26 protein-coding genes are annotated in these 24,815 nt (G+C 67.9%); 20 read left to right on the top strand and 6 right to left on the bottom strand.

What is annotated here, in order from left to right; all coding sequences use genetic code 11:
- Positions 1 to 7: 7 nt before the first annotated feature.
- The 3 genes from CBM2594_RS16390 (at position 8) to CBM2594_RS16400 (ending at position 2,050) form a co-directional block, all read left to right on the top strand.
- A complete protein-coding gene (locus CBM2594_RS16390) occupies positions 8 to 799 on the top strand; it encodes a MinD/ParA family ATP-binding protein (protein ID WP_116357896.1) in 792 nt (263 codons plus the stop codon).
- 97 nt (positions 800 to 896) lie between these two features.
- The gene (locus CBM2594_RS16395; RefSeq protein WP_116357897.1) at positions 897 to 1,613 is read left to right on the top strand and encodes an RNA polymerase sigma factor FliA; all 717 of its coding nucleotides are present in this window, start codon (positions 897 to 899) and stop codon (positions 1,611 to 1,613) included.
- The gene (locus CBM2594_RS16400; protein ID WP_116357898.1) at positions 1,613 to 2,050 is read left to right on the top strand and encodes a flagellar protein FlhE; all 438 of its coding nucleotides are present in this window, start codon (positions 1,613 to 1,615) and stop codon (positions 2,048 to 2,050) included. The genes CBM2594_RS16395 and CBM2594_RS16400 overlap by 1 nt, the downstream gene beginning before the upstream one ends.
- 433 nt (positions 2,051 to 2,483) lie before the next feature.
- On the opposite strand, the gene CBM2594_RS16405 is transcribed toward CBM2594_RS16400, so the two are convergent.
- The 4 genes from CBM2594_RS16405 to flgA all read right to left on the bottom strand — a co-directional run bounded on the left by CBM2594_RS16405 (position 2,484) and on the right by flgA (position 4,950).
- Positions 2,484 to 3,089, bottom strand: coding sequence for a type IV toxin-antitoxin system AbiEi family antitoxin domain-containing protein (locus CBM2594_RS16405; protein ID WP_116357899.1), 606 nt, complete (start codon positions 3,087 to 3,089; stop codon positions 2,484 to 2,486).
- A gap of 133 nt (positions 3,090 to 3,222) precedes the next feature.
- Positions 3,223 to 3,684: a flagellar protein FlgN gene (locus CBM2594_RS16410; protein ID WP_116357900.1), complete on the bottom strand. Its 462-nt coding sequence runs from the start codon at positions 3,682 to 3,684 to the stop codon at positions 3,223 to 3,225.
- Positions 3,685 to 3,689: 5 nt separating this feature from the next.
- Positions 3,690 to 4,001, bottom strand: a complete 312-nt coding sequence (gene flgM, locus CBM2594_RS16415) for a flagellar biosynthesis anti-sigma factor FlgM (RefSeq protein ID WP_116357901.1) — start codon at positions 3,999 to 4,001, stop codon at positions 3,690 to 3,692.
- Between the two features lie 163 nt (positions 4,002 to 4,164).
- Complete coding sequence (gene flgA, locus CBM2594_RS16420; protein WP_116357902.1) at positions 4,165 to 4,950, bottom strand: flagellar basal body P-ring formation chaperone FlgA; 786 nt, start codon at positions 4,948 to 4,950, stop codon at positions 4,165 to 4,167.
- 233 nt (positions 4,951 to 5,183) lie between these two features.
- Here flgA and flgB point away from each other — a divergent pair, with 233 nt between their 5' ends.
- From flgB to flgL, 11 genes are all read left to right on the top strand, one after another.
- A complete protein-coding gene (flgB, locus tag CBM2594_RS16425) occupies positions 5,184 to 5,591 on the top strand; it encodes a flagellar basal body rod protein FlgB (protein ID WP_012355129.1) in 408 nt (135 codons plus the stop codon).
- A 16-nt stretch (positions 5,592 to 5,607) separates the two neighbouring features.
- Positions 5,608 to 6,015, top strand: coding sequence for a flagellar basal body rod protein FlgC (gene flgC, locus CBM2594_RS16430; protein ID WP_010812667.1), 408 nt, complete (start codon positions 5,608 to 5,610; stop codon positions 6,013 to 6,015).
- A gap of 55 nt (positions 6,016 to 6,070) precedes the next feature.
- Entirely contained in the window at positions 6,071 to 6,736 is a 666-nt protein-coding gene (locus tag CBM2594_RS16435; protein ID WP_116357903.1) for a flagellar hook assembly protein FlgD, read from the top strand.
- Positions 6,737 to 6,812: 76 nt separating this feature from the next.
- Positions 6,813 to 8,039, top strand: coding sequence for a flagellar hook protein FlgE (gene flgE, locus CBM2594_RS16440; RefSeq protein WP_116357904.1), 1,227 nt, complete (start codon positions 6,813 to 6,815; stop codon positions 8,037 to 8,039).
- 26 nt (positions 8,040 to 8,065) lie between these two features.
- Positions 8,066 to 8,809 (top strand): flagellar basal body rod protein FlgF, encoded by a 744-nt coding sequence (locus CBM2594_RS16445; protein WP_116357905.1) that lies wholly within the window; start codon positions 8,066 to 8,068, stop codon positions 8,807 to 8,809.
- Between the two features lie 60 nt (positions 8,810 to 8,869).
- Positions 8,870 to 9,655: a flagellar basal-body rod protein FlgG gene (gene flgG / locus CBM2594_RS16450; protein ID WP_062802353.1), complete on the top strand. Its 786-nt coding sequence runs from the start codon at positions 8,870 to 8,872 to the stop codon at positions 9,653 to 9,655.
- A gap of 11 nt (positions 9,656 to 9,666) precedes the next feature.
- A complete protein-coding gene (gene flgH, locus CBM2594_RS16455) occupies positions 9,667 to 10,365 on the top strand; it encodes a flagellar basal body L-ring protein FlgH (RefSeq protein ID WP_116357906.1) in 699 nt (232 codons plus the stop codon).
- 7 nt (positions 10,366 to 10,372) lie between these two features.
- On the top strand, positions 10,373 to 11,518 hold the full coding sequence (locus CBM2594_RS16460; protein ID WP_284497076.1) for a flagellar basal body P-ring protein FlgI: 1,146 nt from the start codon (positions 10,373 to 10,375) through the stop codon (positions 11,516 to 11,518).
- Between the two features lie 2 nt (positions 11,519 to 11,520).
- Positions 11,521 to 12,579 (top strand): flagellar assembly peptidoglycan hydrolase FlgJ, encoded by a 1,059-nt coding sequence (gene flgJ / locus CBM2594_RS16465; protein WP_116357908.1) that lies wholly within the window; start codon positions 11,521 to 11,523, stop codon positions 12,577 to 12,579.
- A 505-nt stretch (positions 12,580 to 13,084) separates the two neighbouring features.
- A complete protein-coding gene (gene flgK / locus CBM2594_RS16470; protein ID WP_116357909.1) occupies positions 13,085 to 15,004 on the top strand; it encodes a flagellar hook-associated protein FlgK in 1,920 nt (639 codons plus the stop codon).
- 37 nt (positions 15,005 to 15,041) lie between these two features.
- A complete protein-coding gene (gene flgL / locus CBM2594_RS16475) occupies positions 15,042 to 16,265 on the top strand; it encodes a flagellar hook-associated protein FlgL (protein WP_116357910.1) in 1,224 nt (407 codons plus the stop codon).
- Positions 16,266 to 16,377: 112 nt separating this feature from the next.
- Here the strand turns inward: flgL and CBM2594_RS16480 are convergent, their stop codons facing one another.
- Complete coding sequence (locus CBM2594_RS16480) at positions 16,378 to 16,914, bottom strand: dihydrofolate reductase family protein (RefSeq protein ID WP_116357911.1); 537 nt, start codon at positions 16,912 to 16,914, stop codon at positions 16,378 to 16,380.
- 332 nt (positions 16,915 to 17,246) lie between these two features.
- Here CBM2594_RS16480 and CBM2594_RS16485 point away from each other — a divergent pair, with 332 nt between their 5' ends.
- Positions 17,247 to 17,630, top strand: coding sequence for a hypothetical protein (locus tag CBM2594_RS16485; RefSeq protein ID WP_116359647.1), 384 nt, complete (start codon positions 17,247 to 17,249; stop codon positions 17,628 to 17,630).
- A 4-nt stretch (positions 17,631 to 17,634) separates the two neighbouring features.
- Here the strand turns inward: CBM2594_RS16485 and CBM2594_RS16490 are convergent, their stop codons facing one another.
- The gene (locus tag CBM2594_RS16490) at positions 17,635 to 18,657 is read right to left on the bottom strand and encodes a class I fructose-bisphosphate aldolase (protein ID WP_116357912.1); all 1,023 of its coding nucleotides are present in this window, start codon (positions 18,655 to 18,657) and stop codon (positions 17,635 to 17,637) included.
- Positions 18,658 to 18,930: 273 nt separating this feature from the next.
- Between CBM2594_RS16490 and ilvD the strand changes: the two genes are divergently transcribed.
- The 5 genes from ilvD to CBM2594_RS16515 all read left to right on the top strand — a co-directional run bounded on the left by ilvD (position 18,931) and on the right by CBM2594_RS16515 (position 24,744).
- On the top strand, positions 18,931 to 20,790 hold the full coding sequence (gene ilvD / locus CBM2594_RS16495; RefSeq protein WP_116357913.1) for a dihydroxy-acid dehydratase: 1,860 nt from the start codon (positions 18,931 to 18,933) through the stop codon (positions 20,788 to 20,790).
- Between the two features lie 289 nt (positions 20,791 to 21,079).
- Entirely contained in the window at positions 21,080 to 22,048 is a 969-nt protein-coding gene (locus CBM2594_RS16500; protein WP_198048159.1) for a tripartite tricarboxylate transporter substrate binding protein, read from the top strand.
- Positions 22,049 to 22,100: 52 nt separating this feature from the next.
- Positions 22,101 to 23,264 (top strand): CaiB/BaiF CoA transferase family protein, encoded by a 1,164-nt coding sequence (locus tag CBM2594_RS16505; protein WP_116357915.1) that lies wholly within the window; start codon positions 22,101 to 22,103, stop codon positions 23,262 to 23,264.
- Positions 23,265 to 23,368: 104 nt separating this feature from the next.
- Complete coding sequence (locus CBM2594_RS16510; RefSeq protein WP_116357916.1) at positions 23,369 to 23,740, top strand: hypothetical protein; 372 nt, start codon at positions 23,369 to 23,371, stop codon at positions 23,738 to 23,740.
- Positions 23,737 to 24,744 carry a Bug family tripartite tricarboxylate transporter substrate binding protein gene (locus CBM2594_RS16515; protein ID WP_116357917.1) on the top strand — a complete coding sequence of 336 codons (1,008 nt, stop codon included), beginning with the start codon at positions 23,737 to 23,739 and terminating at the stop codon, positions 24,742 to 24,744. Before CBM2594_RS16510 ends, CBM2594_RS16515 begins: the two co-directional genes overlap by 4 nt.
- Positions 24,745 to 24,815: the final 71 nt, after the last annotated feature.

Genomic DNA, 24,815 nt, shown 5'->3' on the forward strand with positions numbered 1-24,815 from the left:
CCTCGCCATGGACCAGGCCGAAAGCCTGCGCCGGATGCTGGCGCCGCGCACCACGCGCCGCATCGCCGTGCTGGCCAGCGAACGCGGCGCCGGTGCTACTACCGTGGCGCTGGGTTTGTCGCATGCGCTGGCGATGCAGGGCGAACGTGTGCTGCTGGTCGACGAAGACGCCGCCGCCCGGGCCACGCAACTGTCCGGCGCAAGGCCGGCGGGCACGCTGGCTGACGTTTACGCGGGCCGGCTGTCGCTGGACGCTGCGGCGGGCGTGAGCCCGCAGGGCGTGCTGTCGGTGCTGCCGGCGGGCCGGCCGGCGCCGGGCGCTGCCTTGCCGCCGGCGGCGACGCAGGATTTCCGCAGCGTGCTGGTGGATGCCGCGATCGATGCCGACGGCGCGCTGTCGCCGCTTGCGGGCGATGCGCACAACGTGCTGGTGGTGATGCGCCCGGAGCTGGCGTCGATCACCGCCGCCTACGCCTGCATCAAGCGGCTGCACCACCTGTATGCCTGGCGCCAGTTCCACCTGGTCGTCAACCTCGCGGCAAGCGAAGCCACGGTGCAGGCCATCCTGCGCAACCTGGCGCGCACCGCCAGCCAGTACCTCGGCGTCGAAGTGCTGTGCGCGGGCTGGTTGCCATCCGACCCGCTGGTGGCACGCGCCGTGCAGCTGGGCCGCTGCGTGGTCGAGGCCTTCCCGGCGGCGCCGGCCACCGCGGCACTGCGCCGCAGCGCCGGCGGCATCGGCGCCTGGCCACTGCGCGCGGAAATGTCCGCCCCCGCGCCCGCAGCCGCAATGGCCTGAGCCTGCCAGCCATGCCATCCAACCGAACCAGACCCTGAGCCAGCCCCCGCCGCACGTTGCGACGGTCCAGCAATCCAGCATTCACGAGAATTGCACCATGTACACGATCCAGGGAAAGCTCGAACAGGCCGATGTGGTCAAGGCGCACGCCCAGCTGGTGCGCCGCATCGCGCTGCAGCTCGCTGCCAGGCTGCCCGCCAGCGTGCAGATCGACGACCTGATCCAGGCCGGCATGATCGGCCTGCTCGACGCCGCCAAGCGCTATGAAGACACGCACGGCGCGCGCTTCGAAACCTACGCCAGCCAGCGCATCCGTGGCGCCATGCTCGACGAAGTGCGCGCCAACGACTGGCAATCGCGCAGCCTGCGCCAGTTCACCCGGCGCATCGAACGCACCCAGCGCAACCTGGAACAGAAGCTCGGCCGCACGCCGATCGACTCCGAGGTGGCCGAGGCCATGGAGATGCCGCTGGACGAATACCAGCTGCTGCTCAACGAGGTCTATGGCTGCCAGCTGCTGCACTATGAAGACTTCGAGCGCTCCGGCGAAGAAGACTTCCTCGACCGCCACCTCGGCGGCAGCGACGACGGCAACCCGCTCACCGTGCTGATGGAAAGCGGCATGCGCGAGGCGCTGATCCGCGCCATCGAACGCCTGCCCGAGCGCGAGAAGCTGGTGCTGTCGCTGTGCTACGACCAGGAACTGAACCTGCGCGAGATCGGCGCGGTGCTCGACGTGACGGAGTCGCGCGTATGCCAGATCCGCGGCCAGGCCATCAACCGGCTGCGCAACCAGTTGCGCGGCTTGCTGTGATGCCGGGGAAGGCGCGCGCCGCGCGCGGGGCCTGCTGGTTGCTCGCGGCCGTATCGGCGTGCGCATGGGCCGCATTCGATGCCGGCACCCGCCACGCCTGGACCGGCTCGGTCAACGGCCCGGCCCTGCACGGCCGCGGCCAACGCGCGGTGTCGCCGCCGATCCTGCCCACCGGCGTGTTGCCGCAATCGGAAGGGGTGATTACCTCGGTGCGCTGGCGCTACAGCTTCGCCAAGACGCCGCCGATGGAGCTGCAAGCCTACCTGTGCAATGCGCAACGCTGCGTGCTGTTGCCGCAGGCTGAGGGCAAGACCGACGCGTTCTTTGGCGACGATGCCACGAAGGGGTTTGTGTTCGCGTTCCGGGTGCCGGGGCAGGGGAGTCTGGTGCCGGTGTTGCAGGGGCGGAGTAATGAGGTGGTGGTGGGGTTTCGGTAGGCGCCTTGGCGTTTGCAGACCACGGGACTCTGAAGTCGCGATTGTGTGCTCCCTCTCCCGCGTGCGGGAGAGGGTTGGGGTGAGGGCAGGAGCTTCCACGAAGTGAAGGCCTTTCGCTATTGCCCGCGCCCGGCCCTCACCCCCGGCCCCTCTCCCGCAAGCGGGAGAGGGGAGAAAACCCGCAGCGGCATCATTGCCTCGAGCCTTCCAAATTGCCGCTTGTGTACTCCCTCTCCCGCTCGCGGAAGAGGGCCGGGGTGAGGGCGTGAGCATCAACGAAGTGAAGGCCGTCGCAATTGCCACCGCCGGCCCTCACCCCCGGCCCCCCTCCCGCAAGCGGGCGAGGGGAGCAAACAGAGCGCGAGCGGAAAGCTTCCGGGTCAGGCCCGCTGACCTAACAGCCGCGCGCGCACCGACTCGGCGAGGTCGCCGGTCATTCGACAACCTCGAGATACGGGCGCATGACGTTGGCGACGCGGCAAAGCTTGGCATAGCGCCAGAGGTCGTCAGCCGATGCCTTCTGCTGTGCCCGCGCGTCCCTAAGGGCTTCCAGTGCCACGTCGAGCCCAATCTTGTTGCGGTGCTTGAAGCAATCCGCCACCGTCCGCGCGGCGCTATAGACCCGCAGCGGAATCCCGTCGCGCTCGACCACGTCGATGCCTGCCGAGAAGATATCGTCGGCAACCTGGATCATCTTGATCGGTGGGAAATCGATTCTTGGCGCATGACTGCCTCGCGGCATTGCAATCCAGACTTCGCGCGGAAGCTGCGTGGTCAGGCCATGGAACTGGAGCGCTGTCAGCAGGCAGAAGACCGCTTGCGGCACCCTGGTGGCAATGGCGGCCAGGCTCTCATGCTCGGAGCGTGGATCCTCTGACAGACGGTAGATGCCGCGATCGACTTTTTCGAGCAGGCCAGCGCCAACCATGCGGGTCAGGATGACGCGCGGGACTTCGATGCTGTCGAGATCGGCGGGGCGCAGCAGTCCTTTCCTGGAGGCCAGGTCAAGGACGCGTTGGGTTTGTCGGTTGTGCGGCATGACGGCCACAGTATGTTCCGTTTTTTCGTTGGTTTCAAGTAAGTGACGAAAAAACGGAACATTCTCACGAGATACGTCGCGGCATGGTGAAAGCGCCGCTTCCCCGCAGAGGCCGGTCGTTCCCAGATGTGCCTTAACCGGCCGCCAAACTCACCCCACCCACCCCAGCCGCCGCCTTCCCATCCTTCCCATACAACCTCGCATCCCCGCCACTATGCTGGCGCAGCGCCTGAATGGCTTCGCGAGTGAAGTCGAGATGGGCGTCGACGACGGCGCCGTTCAACGCATTGGCATCGCGCGCAGTGCGGGCGGCAAAGATCAGCCCGCGCCAGGCATCGGCCACGGCCGGGTCGACCTGGCGCCCCAGCAGCTGGCCTTCGGCGCCGGCGCGCAGCCCCAGCGCGCCCATCTGCACTTCGCGGGCCTTGAGTTGGCGGGACAGGGCCTGGCCCAGTTCGACCTTGCGCGTCAGCAGTCCGCTCAGGGACTGGAAGTCGCCCCGCTTGAGGGCGTCGCGCTCTTCGGCGAGGAGTTGGCCGAAGGCCTGGATGCCTTCGGTTTCGCGCTGCAGGGACTGGATCAGGCTCTGGCTCATGATGTCTATTTGGCGTCGGCCTGGCCGAGCTCGCGCAGGGTGGCGAGCAGGCCGTCGGCAATCTTGCCCGGGTCGATCTTGATCCGGCCTTCGGCGATGGCCTGGCGGATCTCTTCGACCTTGGCGGTATCGATATCGTCGTCGGCCGGCTGGGCCAGGCGGGCGCTGATGTCGCGCACCTGCGCGGCCAGCGGGCTGACGCTCAGGCCGGCGGAGGGCGCGGCCGCGTCCGCGGCGGCCGCCGGGGCCTGGGGCCGGGCGGCGTCGCCAGCGGCGGCGTCGGCGGGCCGGGACGAGGTGGAGTGGTTGATCTTCACGGGGCGTTCCTTGCTGGTTTCCTATGGCATTACGGACGCGCCGGCGAATTCTTTAGGGCGCCTGGCCCGGATTCGCTGCGCGGCGGCTGCGGCGGCATTTTCGCACGCGGCCTGCCCCGGATTGCCAGCCTTTTCAGCCACGGTTACAGCACTTGAGGCACGGTCACTGCAGCACCACGGTGTCGCCGCTGCGCACCAGGCCGTTGACCACCTGGCCGCTGCGCAGGCGCACCTGCACCGTGTTGCCGGTGGCGGCGTCGGCCAGTACCTTGCCTTCGCTGGTGATCTGGAAGGCCTCGCCCTCCACCGCCACGGTGACGGTCTGGCCCTGGCGCACGGCGATGGCCTTGCGCAGCAGGTCGGTGCGCAGCGGCGAGCCGGCGGCGATGCGGTTGGCGGTGACGGCGCCGGCAAGCTGCGCCGGGTCGGTGATCACCGCGCGCGGCAGCGCGCCCAGGTCGCCCTGGCGGATTTCGATATCGGCCTGGCTGACCGGCTCGCCCGCGCCCAGCGCGCGCGCGGCGACGTAATAGTCGGTCAGCACCGAGACGCGCGCCTGCATGTAGCGCACCCAGGGCCGCTCGCCGCCGCAGCGCACGCCCACCGAGACGCGCCCCCAGGGCGAAGCGCCGGCGGGCAGGAACGGGTCGGGCGCGATGCATTCGGGTGCGCGCCCGCCTGACGGCGGCGCCACCTGCACGCTGACCTTGCCCGGCAGGCCGGCGGTCTGCTGCTGCAGGAAGCGCTCGACCGCCACGCGCGCGGGGTCCTCGGTGAACGGGCTGGCCGCGGCGTGGGCAGCGGTGCCGGCGCCGTGCGCCTGCATGGCCACCGGCGTGACCTGCGCCGGCGCGGCGCCGGCGGCGGCAGGGCCGGCCGCGCAGGCGGCCAGCAGGGCGCGGGCCAGGCGGCGGGCCAGGCAGCGGGCATTACGGCAATTCGGTTTCATCTGGACTTCCCGGCAAGGACGGTGCGCCGCCCCGTGACTGGCCGCGCGCGCCGTATACATCTGGTATCGGGGCCCATTGTAGGCAGCGCCTCGCGCGCGGGCGGGCCGAAATGCGCGGATTTCCCGTCCTTATTCATCCGATTGGCGTGACAGCTCCCCGCCTAAGATGCCAACCCTGAAGAAGGCAGGTTCGCTCCGTTCTCGGGAGCGCATGGTCAGCAGGGAGATCCCAGATGATTGACAGACTCGACGCGGCGCTACGCTTCCAGCAGGAAGCGCTGAGCCTGCGCAACCAGCGGCAGTCGGTGATTGCCTCGAACATCGCGCACGCGGATACGCCCGGCTACAAGGCGCGCGACTTTGATTTTTCCAGCACGCTGGCGCAGACCGTCGAGCGCGGCCACCGCAACGAGGGCATGTCGCTGTCGACCACGTCGGTGCGCCACCTGCCCGCGCAGGCGCCGGGACGCGAGGAATTCGACCTGGCCTACCGCATCCCGCTGCAGTCCAGCGTCGACGGCAACACCGTGGAAATGGACACCGAACGCGTGGCCTTCGCCGACAACGCCGTGCACTTCGAGTCCGGGCTGACGGTGATGAATTCCAAGATCAAGACCATGCTGGCCGCGATCCAGCAGTAACCGCAAGAGCGAACCCATGCCGGCAATGAACATCTTCGACGTCGCGGGCTCGGCAATGGCCGCGCAGTCGCAACGCATGAACGTGACCGCGTCCAACCTGGCCAACGCCGACAGCGTGGTCAGCCCCGACGGGCAAGCCTACCGCGCCAAGCAGGTGGTGTTCGGCATGGCGCCCACGCCGGGCCAGACCGATATCGGCGGCGTGCAGGTGCGGGGCGTCAGCGAAGACCCGTCGCCCCCGCGCATGGTGCACAACCCCACGCATCCGATGGCCAATGCGCAGGGCTACGTGGTGATGCCCAACGTCAACCCGGTGGAGGAGATGGTCAACATGATCTCGGCCTCGCGCTCCTACCAGGCCAACGTGGAAGTGCTCAACACCGCCAAGAACATGATGCTCAAGACGCTGACGATCGGCCAGTGACACGCCCCGGCCCACACCGGCAACGCCTCCACCCGCACGCAGACCAACACAAGACATGACCACCACCTCCGCGGTAGGCAGCAACACGCAAGGCATCAACGACGCCCTGAAAAGCGGCAGCGCCAGCGCGTCCGAGCTGCAGAACAACTTCCTGACCATGCTCGTCACGCAGATGAACAACCAGGATCCGCTCAACCCGATGGACAACGCGCAGCTGACCTCGCAGCTGGCGCAGATCAGCACGGTCAGCGGCATGCAGACCATGAACGCCACGTTGTCGCAGCTGCTGTCGCAGGTCAGCGCCAGCCGCGCGATGGATTCGGCCGCGCTGATCGGCCGTACCGTGATGGTGCCGGGCAAGCTGGTGTCGGTCGAAGGCGGCGTGCCGGGCAAGATCGGCGTGGACCTGCCGTCGACCGCGGAGGCGGTCACCGTCGACGTGCTCGACAAGGACGGCAACGTGGTGCGCACCATCGACATGAAGGGCCAGACCGCGGGCGTGCACAACGTCGAATGGGACGGCAAGAACAACGCCGGCGTGGTCGTGGCCGATGGCGACTACACCTTCAAGGTCACCGCCACCGCCAACGGCACCTCGGTGCAGCCGGTGGCGCTGGTCTACGGCAAGGTGCAGAGCATCAGCGGCGACGCCAGCGGCGTGCTGGTGGACCTGGGCGACGGCCAGACCGCCAACGTCGACGACGTGCGCCGCATTCTCTAATACGCAGATACGCAGGTGCCGGCAGCGCGCACGCGCGGGCCGGCTTCAACCACAGCCTAGTCAAAAGGAAGCAATCATGGGTTTCGGTCAAGGGGTAAGCGGCCTGAACGCCGCCGCGTCCAACCTGGACGTGATCGGCAACAACATCGCCAACGCCAACACGGTTGGCTACAAGCAATCGGCCGCGCAGTTCGCCGATGTCTACGCCGGCACCAAAATCGGCCTGGGCGTGCGCGTGAACTCGGTGGTGCAGTCGTTCAACCAGGGCAATATCGAGGCCTCGGGCCGCTCGCTGGACGTGGCCATCACCAACGGCAACGGCTTCTTCCGCCTGACCAGCCCGGAAGGCGCGGTCTACTACTCGCGCAACGGCCAGTTCCAGCGCCAGGAAGACGGCCGCATCACCAATATGCAGGGCCTGCAGGTGACGGGCTATCCGGCGGGCGTGGCCGGCGGCGCGGGCGTGCAGCCGCAGCCGCTGGTGATCAGCAACGCGCAGATGGAGCCGCGCGCCACCAGCAGCATCACCGCCCAGTTCCAGCTGGATTCGCGCGCCACCGTGCCGACGCAGGCGTTTGCCAGCTCGGCCGGCGTGCCGCCGACCAGCAATATGTTCAACTACAGCACGGCGATCAACGTCTATGACTCGCTGGGCAACAAGCAGCAGCTGATGGCGTACTTCGCCAAGTCGGCTGGTGCGCCGACCGTCGCGGGCGGCACCGACTGGCAGATGTACGTGACCGATGTCAACGGCAACGCGGTTGGCGGTGCGCCGGTCACGCTGTCGTTCGACAACGCCGGCGCAATGCAGGCGCCGGGTGCGGGCGCGGTCACGCTGACCCAGCCGGCGGCCAACGGTGCGCAGGCCATGGCCATGCGCCTGGACCTGACCGGCACCACCCAGTTCGGCGCCGACAACGACGTCAAGCAGCTCAGCCAGAACGGCTACACCTCGGGCAGCCTGCTGGGCTTCTCGGTCAATGGCGACGGCACCATCACCGGCAACTACTCCAACGAGCAGACCAAGCCGCTGGGGCAGATCGTGATGGCCGCGTTCGGCAATGTCGAAGGCCTGAAGCCGGAGGGCGACAACGTGTGGTCCGCCACCGGCGCTTCCGGCCAGCCGCTGGTCGGCGTGGCCGGCGGCAGCATGGGCACGCTGCGCTCGAACGCGGTGGAAGCCTCCAACGTGGACCTGTCCGGCCAGCTGGTGAACCTGATCGTGGCGCAGCGCAACTACCAGGCCAACGCGCAGACCATCAAGGCGCAGGACACGGTCATGCAGACCCTGGTCAACCTGTGACCGCCACGCTGAGCTGAGCCGCCGCCATGGACCGCATGATCTACACCGCCCTGTCGGGCGCCAAGCAGATACTCGACCAGCAAGCGGCGGTATCGAACAACCTGGCCAACGTGTCGACGCCGGCCTTCCGCGCGCAGGTCAACCTGTACCGCGCGGTGCCGGTGGTCGGGCCGGAAGCGGGCACGCGCACCTTCGCGCTGGCCTCGACCCCCGGTGCCGACATGCGCGCCGGCCCGCTGACCTACACCGGCCGCACGCTCGACGTAGCGCTGCAGGGCAATGGTTGGCTGGTAGTGCAGGCGCCCGACGGCACCGAGGCCTACACCCGCGCCGGCGCGCTGCAGGTGGCGCAGGACGGCCAGGTGCAGACCCTCTCCGGCCTGCCGGTGATGGGCGACGGCGGTCCGCTGGCGGTGCCGCCGGGCTCGCAGGTGACCATCGGCACCGACGGCACCATCACCGCGCGCGGCCCCGGCGAAGCCTCGGCCGGCCTGGCGCAGGTGGGCCGGCTGCGCGTGGTCAATCCGCCCAACGACGCCATCGCCCGCGGCGATGACGGCCTGTTCCGCCTGCGCCCCGGCGCGCAGCCGCTCGAGGCCGATCCCACCGTGCGCGTGATTTCCGGCGCGCTGGAGGGAAGCAACGTCAACCCGACCGAAGCCATGGTCGAGATGATCGCCAATGCGCGCCGCTTCGAGATGCAGATGAAGATGATCCAGGGCGCCGACGGCAACGAGCAGCGCGCCAACCAGCTGCTGTCGACCAACTGAACTGAATGACCGGCCGGCACGGCGTGACCGTGCCGGCCCCGCACCCACGCAAGGACCCACATGATCCGCTCTCTCTGGATTGCCAAGACCGGCCTCGATGCGCAGCAGACGCAGATGGACGTGATCTCGAACAACCTGGCCAACGTCTCGACCAACGGCTTCAAGCGCGGCCGCGCGGTGTTCGAGGAACTGATGTACCAGACCATCCGCCAGCCCGGCGCGTTGTCGTCGGACCAGACCACGCTGCCTTCCGGCATGCAGCTGGGCACCGGCGTGCGCCCCGTGGCCACCGAGCGCATCCACACGCAAGGCAATCCGCAGCAGACCGGCAATGCCAAGGACGTGGCCATCCTGGGCCAGGGCTTCTTCCAGGTGGCGCTGCCCGACGGCACCACCGCCTACACCCGCGACGGCTCGTTCCAGGTGGACCAGAACGGCCAGCTGGTGACTTCCAGCGGCTTCGTGATCCAGCCCGCCATCACCATCCCGGCCAACACGCTGTCGCTGACGGTCGGTCGCGACGGCACGGTGTCGGTGACGCAGCCTGGCTCCAGCGCCAACGTGCAGGTGGGGCAGCTGCAGCTGGCCACCTTCATGAACCCGGCCGGCCTGGAAAGCATGGGCGAAAACCTGTACGTGCAGACCGATGCCTCGGGCGCGCCCAACACCACCGTGCCGGGCCTGAACGGCGCGGGCGTGGTGCAGCAGAACTATGTCGAGGCCTCCAACGTGAACGTGGTCGAGGAACTGGTCAGCATGATCCAGACCCAGCGCGCGTACGAGATCAACAGCAAGGCGGTGCAGGCATCGGACCAGATGCTGCAGCGCCTGGCGCAGCTGGGTTGATTGGTGTGAACATGGCCACCTTGCTTTCCCGCCTGGGCGCGCGCGCGCTGGTTTGCCTGGCCGGCGCGGCAATGCTGGCCACGAGCGGCTGCGCGCTGATGCCGCGCGAGCCGCTGGTGCAGATGCCCACGACGGCACGCGCCGAGCCGCGCCCGATGGGGCCGGCTTCCGGATCGATCTACCAGTCGTCGTACGCCGGCAATCCGCTGTTCGAGGACCGCCGCCCGCGCAACGTGGGCGACATCCTGACGATCCTGATCACCGAGAACGTCAACGCCAGCAAGAACTCCGGCACCAATACCAGCCGCACCGGCAACGCCGCGCTGGCGTTCGACGCGGTGCCGCGCGCGCTGGGCGGCCTGTTCGGCAGCAGCCAGAACGCCAATATGAACGGTGCCAACACCATGAAGGCGAGCGGCGGCGCCAGCGCGGCCAACACCTTCAACGGCACCATCACCGTGACCGTGCTGGAAGTGCTGGCCAACGGCAACCTGGTGGTCTCCGGCGAAAAGCAGATGGCGATCAACCAGGGCGCCGAGTTCATCCGCTTCTCGGGCGTGGTCAACCCCCGCACCATCACCGGCGACAACGCCGTGCTGTCGACGCAGGTCGCCGATGCGCGCATCGAATACACCGCCAAGGGCGTGATCGACGAAGCGCAGAACATGGGCTGGCTGCAGCGCTTCTTCCTCAATGTTTCTCCGTTCTGACCGCGCCATGTCTGCCCAGATGCTCGCTCGTTTCCTGTCCCGCCTGCTGCGGCTGACCATGGTCAGCCTGGCGCTGGGCGTGGCCTTCGGTGCCTTTGCCACCAGCGCCAAGGCCGAACGCCTGAAAAACCTGGCCACCTTCCAGGGCGTGCGCGAGAACCCGCTGGTCGGCTACGGCCTGGTGGTGGGGCTGGACAACACCGGCGACCAGACCATGCAGACTCCGTTCACCACGCAGAGCCTGACCAACATGCTGTCGCAGCTGGGGATCACGCTGCCGGCCGGCAAGAACATGCAGCTCAAGAACGTCGCGGCGGTGATGGTGACCGCGTCGCTGCCCGCGTTCGCGCAGCCCGGCAGCCAGCTCGACGTGGTGGTGTCGTCGATGGGCAATGCCAAGAGCCTGCGCGGCGGCACGCTGCTGATGACCCCGCTGAAGGGCGCCGACGGCCAGGTCTATGCCATCGCGCAGGGCAATATGCTGGTGGGCGGCGCGGGCGCGTCGGCCAACGGCAGCAAGGTGCAGATCAACCAGCTGGCGGTGGGGCGCATCGCCAACGGCGCCATCGTCGAGCGCGCGGTCGCGCCGTTCCAGCCCGACGGCGGCGTGCTCAACCTGGAACTGAAGGATACGGACTTCGGCACCGCCGAGCGCGTGGTCGAAGCCATCAACCGCAACATGGGCGGCGGCGTCGCCGCGGCGCTGGACGGGCGCGTGGTGCAGGTGCGCGCGCCGGCCTCGCCGGCGGCGCGCGTGGGCTTCCTGGCCCGCATCGAGAATATCGACGTGACCCCGGCCAGGGCCGCCGCCAAGGTGATCCTGAACGCCCGCACCGGTTCCATCGTGATGAACCAGGCCGTCACCGTGGATGACTGCGCGGTGGCGCACGGCAACCTGTCGGTGGTGATCAACACGCAGCCGGTGATCAGCCAGCCCGCACCGTTCAGCGGCGGCCAGACCGTGGTGGCGCCGGTGTCGCAGATCGACATGAAGCAGCAGGGCGGCTCGCTGCAGATCGTCAAGGCGGGCGCCTCGCTGGCCGCCGTGGTCAAGGGGCTGAACGCGCTGGGCGCGACCCCGGCCGACCTGCAGACCATCCTGGAAGCGATGCGCGCAGCCGGTGCGCTGCGCGCCGAGCTGGAAGTGATCTGACCATGAGCAGCGGGATCAACGGCGGCGCGCTGCCGCCGCAGGGCGCGGACCTGACCCAGCGCTTCGCGCTGGACACGCAGGGCTTCGAGGCGCTCAAGCACAGCGCGCGCGGCGGCGCCGACGCCAATACGCTGCACGCCGTCGCGAAGCAGTTCGAGGCGGTGTTCACGCAGATGGTGCTCAAGAGCATGCGCGATGCCACGCCGCAGGACGGCCTGTTCGACAACGAGCAGAGCAAGCTCTATATGTCGATGATGGACCAGCAGCTGGCGCAGCAGATGTCGTCGCGCGGGATCGGCCTGGCCGACGTGATGGTGCGCCAGCTGGCGCGCGCCACCGGCACCGCGATGCCCTCCGGCATGAACGCACTGACGCCGGCCGAGGCCGGCAAGGCCGCCGATGCCGAGCTGGCCCGGCTGCTCGACAGCCGGGGCGCCGGCGCCATGCCCGCCGACGCGGGCGAACAGGCTGACTTGCCCGCCATCGGCACTACTGTCGCTGGGCAGCACTGGAACCCCACCGCGGGCCTGCGCCAGTACCAGCCCCAGTCCTACGCGGATCGCAGCCAGGGCGAGGACCGGCTGGGCCGCCTGCCCGACGACGCCCCGGTCCACGTCAGCGCCTTCGTCGCCCGCATGGCCGGCCCCGCCGAAGCCGCTTCGCGCGCCAGCGGCGTGCCGGCACGTCTGATCGTCGGCCAGGCCGCGCTGGAATCCGGCTGGGGCCAGCGCGAAATCACGCACGCCGACGGCTCGACCACGTTCAACGTGTTCGGCATCAAGGCCGGCCCGAGCTGGAAGGGCCGCGTCGCGGAAATCACCACCACGGAATATATCGACGGCCAGCCGCAGAAGGTGCGCGCGAAGTTCCGCGCCTACGGCTCGTACGACGAAGCCTGCGCTGACTACGCGCGCCTGCTGACAAACAACCCGCGCTACGCGGGCGTGGTCAGCGCGGCATCGGCCGAAGACGCGGCGCACGGCTTGCAGCGCGCTGGGTATGCCACGGATCCGGCGTATGGGCACAAGCTGGTGAAGATCATGAAGAAGGTGGCGGCGTAGGGCGCGGGCGCTAGTTGCAGCACAGCGGCGTCATCAGCGCCTCAGGCCTTCCAATTCCCGCTTGTGTACTCCCTCTCCCGCTTGCGGGAGAGGGTCGGGGTGAGGGCGGGGAGCGTCAACGAAGCGAAGGCCATCGCAATGGCAAGCGCCGGCCCTCACCCCCGGCCCCTCTCCCGCAAGCGGGAGAGGGGAGCAAACCAGCAGCGAGATCATTGCCTCGAACTATCCAATTCCCGCTTGTGTACTCCCTCTCCCGCTTGCGGGAGAGGGTCGGGGTGAGGGCGGGGAGCATCAACGAAGTGAAGGCCATCGCAATGGCCAGCGCCGGCCCTCTCCCCCTGCCCCTCTCCCGCAAGCGGGAGAGGGGTGCAAACCAGCGCCGCAATCGAGGACAGTGCGTTTCAACCCCTCCCAGCCTAAAGTCCCGCCGCCCAACAGCCGATAACTCCCACATACCACACCGCCGCCCCGCGCGGCAGTCCAAAAATTCCGGGATCAGAGCACCATGTCTCTCTTCAGTATTGGCCTCTCCGGCCTGAACACCGCGCAGAACGCGCTGACGACGACGGGCCATAACTTTGCCAACTCGGCAACCGAAGGCTACTCGCGCCAGAACACCATCGTCGCGTCTGCCGGCGGCCAGTACACCAGCCAGGGCTTCTACGGCTTCGGCTCGAACACCACCACGGTGATCCGCGTCTATGACGAGTTCCTGACCGGCCAGCTGCGCGGCGCCACCTCGACCAGCGCGTCGCTGGCGATGTACTCCGACCAGATCAGCCAGATCGACAACCTGCTGGCCGACCAGAAGGGCGGCCTGGCGCCGCTGATGCAGAAGTTCTTTGCCGCGGTGCAGGCCGTGGCCGATACCCCGGCCGATCCGGCCGCGCGCCAGGGCATGCTGTCGGCGGGCCAGGCACTGGTGGGCCAGGTGCGCTCGGCCAGCAACTACTTCAAGCAGCTGCAGTCCGGCGTCAACGAACAGGTCGGCACCGCCGTCACGCAGGTCAACGCGTACACCAAACAGATTGCCAACCTGAACCAGGAGATCACGCGCCTGAAGGCAGCCTCCGGCGGCCAGCCGCCCAACGACCTGCTGGACCAGCGCGACCAGGCCGTGGCCGAGCTGACCAAGCTGGTCGGCGCCAAAGTGGTGGTGCAAGACAGCGGCACCTACAACGTCTTCGTCGGCAACGGCCAGCCGCTGGTGATGGGCAATGACGCCTATGAACTGAAGGCGGTGGCGTCGGCGGCCGATCCCAACCGCACCGTGGTGGCGTACACGCTGCCCACCGGCGCCGTGATCGAAAGCGAGCCGGGCGCGATCACCGGCGGCTCGCTGGGCGGCCTGCTGCAGTTCCGCACCGAAACCCTGGACCCGGCGCAAAGCGCGATCGGCCGCCTGTCGCTGGCGATCGGCGCGAGCTTCAATGCGCAGCACCAGCTCGGCATCGACCTGAACGGCGCCCCCGGCACCGACATGTTCAAGCTGGGCGGCGCCACCACCCTGCCCAACGCCAACAACACCATCAAGACCACGGTGGCCACCGCCACCATCGACAATGCCTCGGCGCTGACCACCAGCGACTACACGCTGCATTTCGACGGCACCAACTACACGCTGACGCGCCTGTCCGACAACCAGCAGGTGGCCGCGCCCGTGCCCGCCGGCGGCGCCACCTATCCGCTGCAATTCAGCGCCGACGGCTTCACCGTCGAGATCAACGCGGCGATGGGCACCAACGATTCGTTCACGATCCAGCCCACCCGCAACGCCGCCACCGGCTTCGACATGGCGATCAGCGATCCCGCGAAGATCGCGGCGGCATCGCCGGCCTACGTCGAGGCGAGCACCGGCAACAAGGGCAGCGCCACCGCGTCGCTGAGCAAGGTCGCGCCCGGGTTCTCGCCGCCGGCCGGCAAGATCACCGCAGAGTTCGACGGCACCAGCTACGTCTTCAAGGTCGGCGGCGTGGCCATGGCGCCGCCGCCGGTGGGCGTGCCCAACGGCAGCAACACCGACTTCACCCTGAACGGCCTGACCTTCAGCTTCGGCGGCACGCCCGCTGCCGGCGACAGCTTCACGCTGGGCAGCAACGCCGGCGCGGTCAAGGACAACGGCAACATGCTGGCGCTGGCCAAGCTGCAGAACGCCAAGACCATCGGTGGCGTGTCCAGCTTCAGCGAAGCCTACGCACAGCTGGTCAACGATGTCGGCACGCGCGCCAAGTCGGTCAAGATCGCGTCGGCGTCGCAGGACAGCATCACCACGCAGATCAAGACCGCGCAGCAGTCGGTGTCCGGCGTCAACATGGACGAGGAAACCGTGTCGATGCTGCGCTTCCAGCAGCTGTACCAGGCCAATGCGCGCGTGATCCAGACCGCCGGCACGCTGTTCGACACCATCATCGGCATCGGCCGCTAAGCGCCGCAGCCAACCGCGTCAGAAGAGGTAAACCAATATGCGCGTTGCAAGCTCCACCCTGTACCAGCAAGGCCTGGCTTCGATGAACTACCAGCAGGGCGCGCTGATGCATATCCAGCAGCAGCTCGGCACCGGCCGCTCCATCCTGACCCCGTCGGACGACCCCGTCGGCGCCACCCGCGCGCTGGGCGTGAGCCAGGCGCAGGCCGTCAACGGGCAGTACGCCACCTCCCGCAACCAGGCCAATATCGCGCTGGCCGCGGAAGAGAACGCGCTGCAGTCAGTCACCACCATCACGCAGAACATCCAGACCATGCTGGTGCAGGCCGGCAACGGCACCATGAGCGACGCCGACCGCGGCTCGCTGGCAACCGCGCTGGAAGGCCTGTACAACCAGCTGCTGAGCCTGGCCAACTCCGACGACGGCAACGGCCAGTTCCTGTTCGGCGGCACCCGCTCGGGCAGCGCCCCGTTCACGCAGAGCGCCGGCGCCGGCAACTACATCGGCGACAACGGCCAGCAACTGCTGCAGGTCGACGTGGCGCGCCAGATGCCCGCCGGCAACACCGGCCGCGAGGTCTTCATGAGCGTGACCGGCGGCGCCGGCTATGTGATCAAGGGCAACCCCGCCAATACCGGCACCGCCACCTTCGGCACGGTCTCCACCACCGACCCGAGCGACCCGCTGTTCGGCCACGCGCTGCAGATGTCGTTCACCGCCAACGCCGGCGGCCAGATCGAATACACCATCACCGACACCTCGGTCACCCCCGCACCGGTGGTGACCGGCCCGTTGCCCTACACCTCGCCGGCGCAGATCGAAGTCGCGGGCATCACCTTCAACGTCACCGGCGCCCCCAAGGCCGGCGACACCCTGACCATGCAGCCCGCCAGCGAGGCCGGCACCGACATGTTCGCCAACCTGCAGACCGTGATCGACACGCTGCGCAAGCCCGCCGCGACCGAGAACGACCGCGCCAACCTGGGCAACGTGCTGTCGACCGCGGTGCGCCAGTTCTCCAACTCGCTCGACAACGTGCTGACCGTGCGCGCGTCGGTGGGTTCGCGCATGAATGAGCTGGATGCGCTGGATGACGTGGGGACGAACCGGGACCTGACGTATTCGCAGACGTTGTCGGGGCTGCAGGACCTGGATTACGCGAAGGCGATCACCGAGTATTACCAGCGGCAGATGGCGCTGCAGGGGGCGCAGCAGTCGTTTATGCAGATTCAGGGGATGAATCTGTTTAAGTATCTGTAAGGGGGGTGAGGGCGGAAGCCGGGGACTGATTCTTCGGCTTACGGGCGCTCCCGCGAACAGCATCTGCCAGGCGGCCTGATTGCCGCCCGATCTCGACCAAGCCCGGCCCCGCTCAGCGCAGCACCCGATAAGCCGACTGCACCAGCCCCGACGGAAAGTGCCGGCTGGATTCAAGCTTCAGGCTCACGTCGCGCGGGAGCGCACCGAACAGAGGACGGCCCGCACCAATCAGCACCGGCACCGTCGTGACCACCATGTCGGCAATCCATCCTTCGCGAAGGAACGACTGCACCACCTGCCCGCCATCGACATAAACGCGCCGCACGCCTTCCGCCTCTAGTTGCGCCAGCGCGTCCTGTGGCGTGGCGTCGGAGAAGCGCACCTTGCCCCGCAATATGTCGGGCACCGGCGTGCCGGCCAGTTGCCGGGACAGCACCAGCACCGGACGGTCGTAGGGCCAATCGCCCATCGTGACGACTTTTTCATAGCTGCCACGGCCCATCACGATCGCATCCTTGTCGGCGATGAAGTCCGTGTAGCCATGGTCTTCTGCGGGGTCATCGCGCTCCAGCAGCCAGCCGATGTCGCCATCGGGCCGGGCGATGAAGCCGTCAAGGCTGGTGGCAATGAAAACGTGTGCGGTGATCATCAATAGGTCCTGGTTCTGCCAGCGCAGCGATGGCGTGGATATTGGCGCATGCTAATCGCGATCGGGGTGGACGCACACACTGGGCGCAAAGCTGCCTTTGACCGGCGCCGGACCCCCCTTGAAATCCGCGTGCCCGCATACTATTTTATTTTTGCTCCGGCAGTCGCGACGTTGAAATCGACGCCGGTGCCGCGCGGTTAGCAATAAAAAACCAGTCCGCGCACGTGCCAGCACACGCGCATGCCGCGGCAAATCGGTTGCGCAAGGCCTTCTTGAAATCCCCGGACGCGGCCCCTATTTTCGCGGCAACGTAAGCCGGAATGGAGGCATCGATGGAGTTCGATTCTGAGTGGTTGACGCTGGGAAAACACCGGGTAAAGCTGAAGTGCGCGCGCGGTTTTCCCACCGAACGCACCCGCAGTGTCGCGGAGCTGTCCAGGATTGCCATTGAGAACAACCTCAGCGCGGGCGCGCGCCTGGTCGAGGTCACGGCGCAAGGCGAAAAAGCCTATGTGATCAGCGTCGGCACGACCTTCGAGAAGGACAAGGCGGCCGCCCCCCACCTGGAAGTGGCATTGGCCACGATGTTCGGCCTGGCGCCCGAGCAGGTCCGCATGGATGTCGTCGTGGTCAGTCAGTACGACGTCGACCGGCACTTCGGCGTTTACGAGCGGATGCTGGCCGAGAAACTGGGCGCCGTGCCGCCAATCCAGTGATGGCCTAGCCCGCGCCACTCTCCAGCGCCGCGTCATATTCCCCCAGGCAAGCCAGCCCGTTCAGCCGCGACCGCAGCAGCAGCGCCTGCTGCGCCGCCGCGGTGTTGCCTGGCTCGCCGCGCCAGGCCAGCAGCGGCGGCTCCTGCAGCGCGCGCCCGTACGAGAAGGACAGCCGCCACGGCAGCGGCGCCAGGCGGTTCATGGCGTCGAGGTTGGCGGTGGCCTCGGCCGGGGTTTGTCCGCCGGACAGGAAGAAGATGCCCGGCACCGCCGCCGGCACGGTGCGCCTGAGCACCTGCACGGTCTGCATGGCGACTTCCGACGGCGGCGCGTGGCCGGCATCCTTGCCGGGCAGCACCATGCTGGGCTTGAGCAGCATGTGTTCCAGCACCACCGCGTGGCGGTGCAGGGCGTGGAAGACTTCATGCAGCACGGCTTCGGTCACCTGGGCGCAGCGGGCCATGGTGTGGGCGCCGTCCATCAGCACTTCGGGCTCGACGATGGGCACCACGCCGGCCTGCTGGCAGATGGCCGCGTAGCGGGCCAGCGCTTCGGCATTGGCCTGCACGGCGGCGCGTCCGGGCAGCGTGTCCGACACGTTGTAGACCGCACGCCACTTGGCAAAGCGCGCGCCCTGTTGCCGGTAACCGGCCAGCCGCTTGGCCAGCCCGTCGAGGCCCTCTGTGATTTCATCGCCGGGGGCGAGCGCCAGCGCAAGCTTGCCCTTGTCGACCTTGATCCCCGGCACGATGCCCTGGCGCGCGGCCAGTTCCGGCAGGGGCGTGCCGTCGTCTGCGCGCTGCCCCAGGGTTTCTTCGTAAAGGATCACGCCGCTGATGTAGTCGCCCAGGCCCGGCGTACTCAAGAGCAGGTTGCGCCACGCGCGTCGGTTTTCTTCGCTCGATTCCACGCCGATGCGCTCGAAGCGCTTGGCGATGGTCGGGCCGCTCTCGTCGGCGGCCAACAGGCCCTTGCCCGGCTGTGCCAGGGCGTCCACGGTGGCTTGCAGTTCGCTTGATGTGTCCATGACGTAGCTCCGCGCAGGTGACATAAGCGCAAGCATTTCCCCGAATCGGCAATCGCGCAAGGGCATCGGGGGCCGGCGGCGCGCGCGCATGGTGGCCGCCCGAACATTGCGGCGGCCTGCGCGGGCGCCGCGCCGGGGGAAGATCCCGTCCGTCCGGGTGTGGGATAATTGCGGCTTTGCCCACGGCGCAGCTCAAGAGGTTGTTCGCACGGGCATGCCAGGGCCCTTATTCCCGCGGCCCGCTTCCTACCGCGATACTTCTAAAGCAAGACCATGCCCACATACCGTTCCAAAACCTCCACCGCCGGCCGCAACATGGCGGGGGCGCGCTCGCTGTGGCGCGCCACCGGCATGAAAGACGAAGATTTCTCCAAGCCCATCATTGCCGTGGTCAATTCCTTCACGCAGTTCGTGCCGGGGCACGTGCACCTGAAGGACCTGGGCCAGCTGGTCGCGCGCGAGATCGAGGCCGCGGGCGGCGTGGCCAAGGAGTTCAACACCATCGCGGTCGACGACGGCATCGCCATGGGCCATGACGGCATGCTGTATTCGCTGCCCAGCCGCGACATCATCGCCGACTCGGTCGAATACATGGTCAACGCGCACTGCGCCGACGCCATGGTGTGCATCTCCAACTGCGACAAGATCACCCCGGGCATGCTGATGGCCGCGATGCGCCTGAACATCCCGGTGATCTTCGTCTCGGGCGGGCCGATGGAAGCCGGCAAGACGCGCCTGGCCAACCCCGTCACCAAGGCCATGGAGTTCAAGAAGCTGGACCTGGTCGACGCCATGGTGATTGCCGCCGACAGCGCATACTCCGACGCCGACGTGGCCGAGGTGGAGCGTTCCGCCTGCCCGACCTGCGGCTCGTGCTCCGGCATGTTCACCGCCAATTCCATGAACTGCCTGACCGAGGCGCTGGGCCTGTCGCTGCCGGGCAACGGCACCGTGGTGGCCACGCACGCGGACCGCGAGCAGCTGTTCAAGCGGGCCGGCCGCCGCATCGTGGAACTGGCGCGCCAGTACTACGAGCAGGAAGACGCCAGCGTGCTGCCGCGCGCGGTGGGCTTCAAGGCGTTCGAGAACGCCATGACGCTGGACATCGCCATGGGCGGCTCGACCAACACCATCCTGCACCTGCTGGCGATCGCGCGCGAGGCGGAGATCGACTTCGACATGACCGACATCGACCGCCTGTCGCGGGTCGTGCCGCAGCTGTGCAAGGTCGCGCCCAACACCAACAAGTACCACATCGAGGATGTCCACCGCGCCGGCGGCATCATGGCCATCCTGGGCGAGCTGGAGCGCGCCGGCAAGCTGCACACCGACGTGCCCACGGTGCATGCCCCCACGCTCAAGGACGCGCTGGAGCAGTGGGACATCAGCCGCACCCAGGACGAAGCCGTCAAGCAGTTCTACCTGGCCGGCCCGGCCGGCGTTCCCACGCAGGTCGCGTTCAGCCAGAACACGCGCTGGCCCAGCCTGGACCTGGACCGCGCCGAGGGCTGCATCCGCTCCTACGAGCACGCCTTCTCCAAGGAAGGCGGCCTGGCGGTGCTGACCGGCAACATCGCGCTCGACGGCTGCGTGGTGAAGACCGCCGGCGTGGACGAGAGCATCCTGGTGTTCGAGGGCACCGCCCACGTCACCGAATCGCAGGACGAAGCGGTCGAGAACATCCTCAGCGACAGGGTCAAGGCCGGCGACGTGGTGATCGTGCGCTACGAAGGCCCGAAGGGCGGCCCGGGCATGCAGGAAATGCTCTACCCCACCAGCTACATCAAGTCCAAGGGCCTGGGCAAGGCCTGCGCGCTGCTGACCGACGGCCGCTTCTCCGGCGGCACCTCGGGCCTGTCCATCGGCCACTGCTCGCCCGAAGCCGCGGCCGGCGGCGCCATCGGCCTGGTGCAGGACGGCGACAAGATCCGCATCGACATTCCCAACCGCACGATCAATGTGCTGGTGTCCGATGAAGAACTGGCGCGCCGCCGCGAGTTGCAGAACGCCAAGGGCTGGAAGCCCGCGAAGCCGCGGCCGCGCAAGGTGTCGGCGGCGCTGAAGGCGTATGCGAAGCTGGTGATGTCGGCGGACAAGGGCGCGGTGCGTGACCTGTCGCTGCTGGACGACTGACCGGGGGCGGGCTGCGTGCCCGCTTGCGTGAACAGAGACCGCTCCTTGGAGCGGTTTTTTTTCGCGCTTCGAAGCATTCCGGAGGACTGCATTGCCACATTCCTGATCCTGATGGCCGCTATTGCCCGGCAGCCAGAAATGTCAATGCCATCGCCAAGCGGTTCCGCTGTGCGAAACCAAAGTTGACCGATGCGTTCGACGCAGCCACTGTTGGATGGCACCCGCAAGTCGTCGTGCTCTGGCCGGGGCACGACCCCCGGCAGAAAAAACACAACGGAGGAGACCAGGGATGTTTGGAATCGTGGCAGGAAAGCTCGCGGCCGGCATGACGCTGGCCCTTGCGGCGCTTGGTGCGCAGGCTGAGGCCGCGTATCCGTCGCGGCCCATCACCATCGTCGTGACCTTCCAGGCTGGCGGCTTGCTCGACGCGCACATGCGCGGCACCGCGCGGCTGGCAGAGAAGGAACTCGGGCAGTCGGTCGTCATCGACAACCGGCCCGGCGGCATGTCGATGATCGGTGCGCGGGCGGTGGCGAATGCTGCGCCGGACGGCTACACCCTGCTCCAGGCGAGCCAGAACCTGTTGCGCGTACCGTATCTGATGAAAGGCAAGATCGATCCGGTGGGCGATTTCACCTACGTGATCGGATTGGCGGACGCGGAGCATGTGGTCGCGGTGCCGGCCGGGTCGCCATGGCACTCGCTCAAGGACATGATCGACGCGGCGCGAGCCAGGCCGGGCACGGTGTCGTACGGGACGACCGGAATGGGCGGCACGCCGCATCTGGCGATGACCGAACTCACCCGCCAGGCCGGCGTGCGGATGGTGCACGTGCCGTTCAAGGGCGCGCCGGATGCTACCGTCAGCCTGCTCAACACGGGCGGCATCGACGCTGCCTGCCTGCCGTATTCGGAAGTCGCCAAGCTCGACGGCAAGGCGCGCATCCTGAGCGTACTCAGCGCGCAGCGCATGAAGCTCGATCCGGGCGTGCCGACCGCCATCGAGGCCGGATACCAGGTCACCGCGCCGTCCTACATCGGCATCGTCGGGCCAAAGGGTATGGACCCCGCAGTAGTCGAGCGCGTCCAGAGCGCCTTCCGCAAGGTGATGCAGAGCACAGAGTATGACGCGCTGACGACCCGTCTCGGGATGTATGCACTGTACAGGTCAGCGGCGGACTACCGCCAGTGGGCGCAGGCGCGCACGCTGGTGGAGAAGCAACTGGTGCAGACGGCCGGTTTGTCAGTGACCGAATGACGACGATTTCGAGCCAGCCGTTCTTCGCGGCACACCTCATCTTCCAGTGAACATGTCCATCTCTCTCCCCCTGCAAGGATTGCGCGTCATCGAGTTCGGGCAGTACATCGCGGCTCCCGCGGCTGCCCAAACGCTCGCCGACCTGGGCGCCAGCGTGGTCAAGATCGAGCCGCCAGGCGGCGACGCAAGTCGTCATGCGGGCTGGTCTGCCGACGACTGCGGCCCGATGTTCTGCGCGTTCAACCGCGGCAAGCAATCCGTCGTGCTCGACCTGCGCAATCCGGCCGACCTGGCCGCGGCGCGCGAACTGTCGCTGTTGGCCGACATCGTGCTGCAGAACGCGCGTCCCGGTGTCATGGAGAAGTTCGGCCTGGGCGCCGAGCAGTTGCGCGCGGTGCAGCCACGTCTGATCTATGCGTCCGTCAATGGATTCGGCGATGCCGGCGCGGACGCCACGCGCCCCGGGCTGGACGTCGCGGCGCAGGCCGAGAGCGGAATCATGGCACTGAACGGCGACGCGCACGCAGATCCGACGCGGGTCGGGTTTACGGTGGTCGATCTGATGGCGGCGCGCACGCTGACCACGGCCGTGCTTGCCGCGCTCGTGCAGCGCGGGATCAGCGGCAACGGTGCGCACATCCGCATCTCGCTGATCGACGTCGCCATGGACATGCTCGCCCACCCCTGGGCCGAATACCAGCTCACGGCAGAGGCGCCGTCGCGCTGCGGCAACGGGCAGGCCACGATGGCACCGGCCGCGGATGTGCTCGATACCGGCGAAGGCAAGCTCGTCATCTCGGCCTATGTCCAGGACCACTTTGCGCGGCTCTGCCATTGCCTGGACCGCCCCGACATGCCGAGCGACCCGCGCTTTTGCGACAACGCCGCGCGCGTGGCCAACCGGGGGGCGCTGCGCGAGGCGCTGACCGAGGCGCTCGCCGGCATGAGTGCCGACGCCGCTTGCGCGAAGCTGACCAGCGCGGGCGTGGTTTGCGGCGTGGTGCGCAGCGTCGACGGTGCGGTGGAGTACGCCCGCACCAATATGCCCGAGCGCCTCGTCACCGCGACAACGCCCGGCGGCCACGAACTGTGCTTTCCCGCGTTGCCGATCAGCATCGATCAGATGCCAAGGCCGGGCGGCGCGCTGCCGGCGCTCGGCGAGCACACGGCGATGGTCATCGAGTCGCTGGCCAGGGCTTGCAGCAAGGCCGCCTGAGCGGTCCGCTTCCGGTGAGGTCTGATCCCGCGACAGATCGATCGATGCAAGACAGACCTGGCGCCCGCGCGAAGACCCCAGCGCCTGTCGTTGCGCGCCCGCGCTTGCTGCAGCTGGCCGCGGAGGACGACCATCCGACGCACTTCTTTGATGTCCTGCTGACCGCGCTGAAGAAGGTGGATCCCGTGCTGGTGAAGGACGCCGCTGTGCTCGCCAGCCGTAGCGGCCAGGAAGGGATGGTCGAGGCGCTGGTGATTTCCCTGGTGCGTGCGCTTGCCGCGCACCCGAGGGAGATGGTGATCATCCTGGATGACGCGCATCATCTCTGGCGCGCTGGGGTGCTGAAGGGCCTGCAATTGCTGCTGGAGTACGCCCCGCAGAACCTGCAATGCGCGCTGGCCACGCGTAGTGTTCCTGGGGGCGGCACGGTCGGGTGGGTGCAGGATGCGTGGACAACTCCAGGAGACGGCCCATGAACCTGCCCCGCTTGACCCTCGCCTGCGCCATGCGCGCCTGCGCCTTGTTGCTGGCGCTCGCGCCGCTGGCCAGCGCCCCTGCATTCGCCGGGTATCCGGAGCGTCCGGTAAGGATGATGGTTGGCTTGCAAGCCGGCGCCAGCACTGACATTCTGGCCCGAAAGCTCGCCAGCAGGCTGGGCGAGCGCCTGGGCAAGCCTTTCGTCGTCGAGAACAGGCCTGGTGCGGGCACGCGGATCGCGATGGAAGCGGTGATCCGTGCGCCTGCCGACGGCTACACGCTGGGCGTCGCCAACGCCGTGACGGCTGCCTTTCCAATGATGTTCGACAACTTCGGATTCGTGCCGGGCCAGGACTTTGTGCCGATCGCCGTATTGGGGCGCGCGCCTTCCTATCTGGCGGTGCGCGCCACGCTTCCCGTGAAGAACGTGCAGGAGTTCGTGGCTTATGCCAGGGCGAACAGCGGCAAACTGAGTTTCGGCCAGGGCAGCACCGGCAGCAATCCGCACCTGTCGGCGCTGGCCCTGATGCGCTCGCTTGGCGTTCAGGCTGTGGACGTGCCCTACAAGGGCAACGCGCCCACGGCGGTGGCATTGGCCGCCGGGGAGATCGATTTTGCGATGCTCGAATACCCCTCGGTCCGCCCGCTGGTGGAGCGGGGCAATGTGCGCTTGCTGGCGGTGATCGAGCCAAAGCGCATGGCGCTGATGCCTGACGTACCCACCGGCGGGGAGCAGGGCCTGACGCGCGAGATCGACGGCCTGACGCCCTGGTTCATGCTGGTGGCGCCGGCGGGGACGCCGCCGGCGGTGGTTGCGCTGCTCAACAAGCAGGTCAACGAAGCGCTGAAGGCGCCGGATGTGAAGCAGTCCCTGCTGGAACTGGGCATCGAGACCGAAGGCGGTACCGCGGCCGAGGCGCTGGCGTACTTCACGCAGCAGCGCGAGCGCGTGGAACGGCTGGCGCGCGAACTGAAGGTCGTGCTGAAGACCGGAGGGCGATAGTGGCTGAAGCCATCCATTTCGACGAGTCGTCGCTGCGCATCGATGGGCCGGTCGCCGGGTTCGACCCCCTG

The sequence above is a fragment of the Cupriavidus taiwanensis genome, from assembly GCF_900249755.1.
GTDB lineage: Bacteria > Pseudomonadota > Gammaproteobacteria > Burkholderiales > Burkholderiaceae > Cupriavidus > Cupriavidus taiwanensis_D.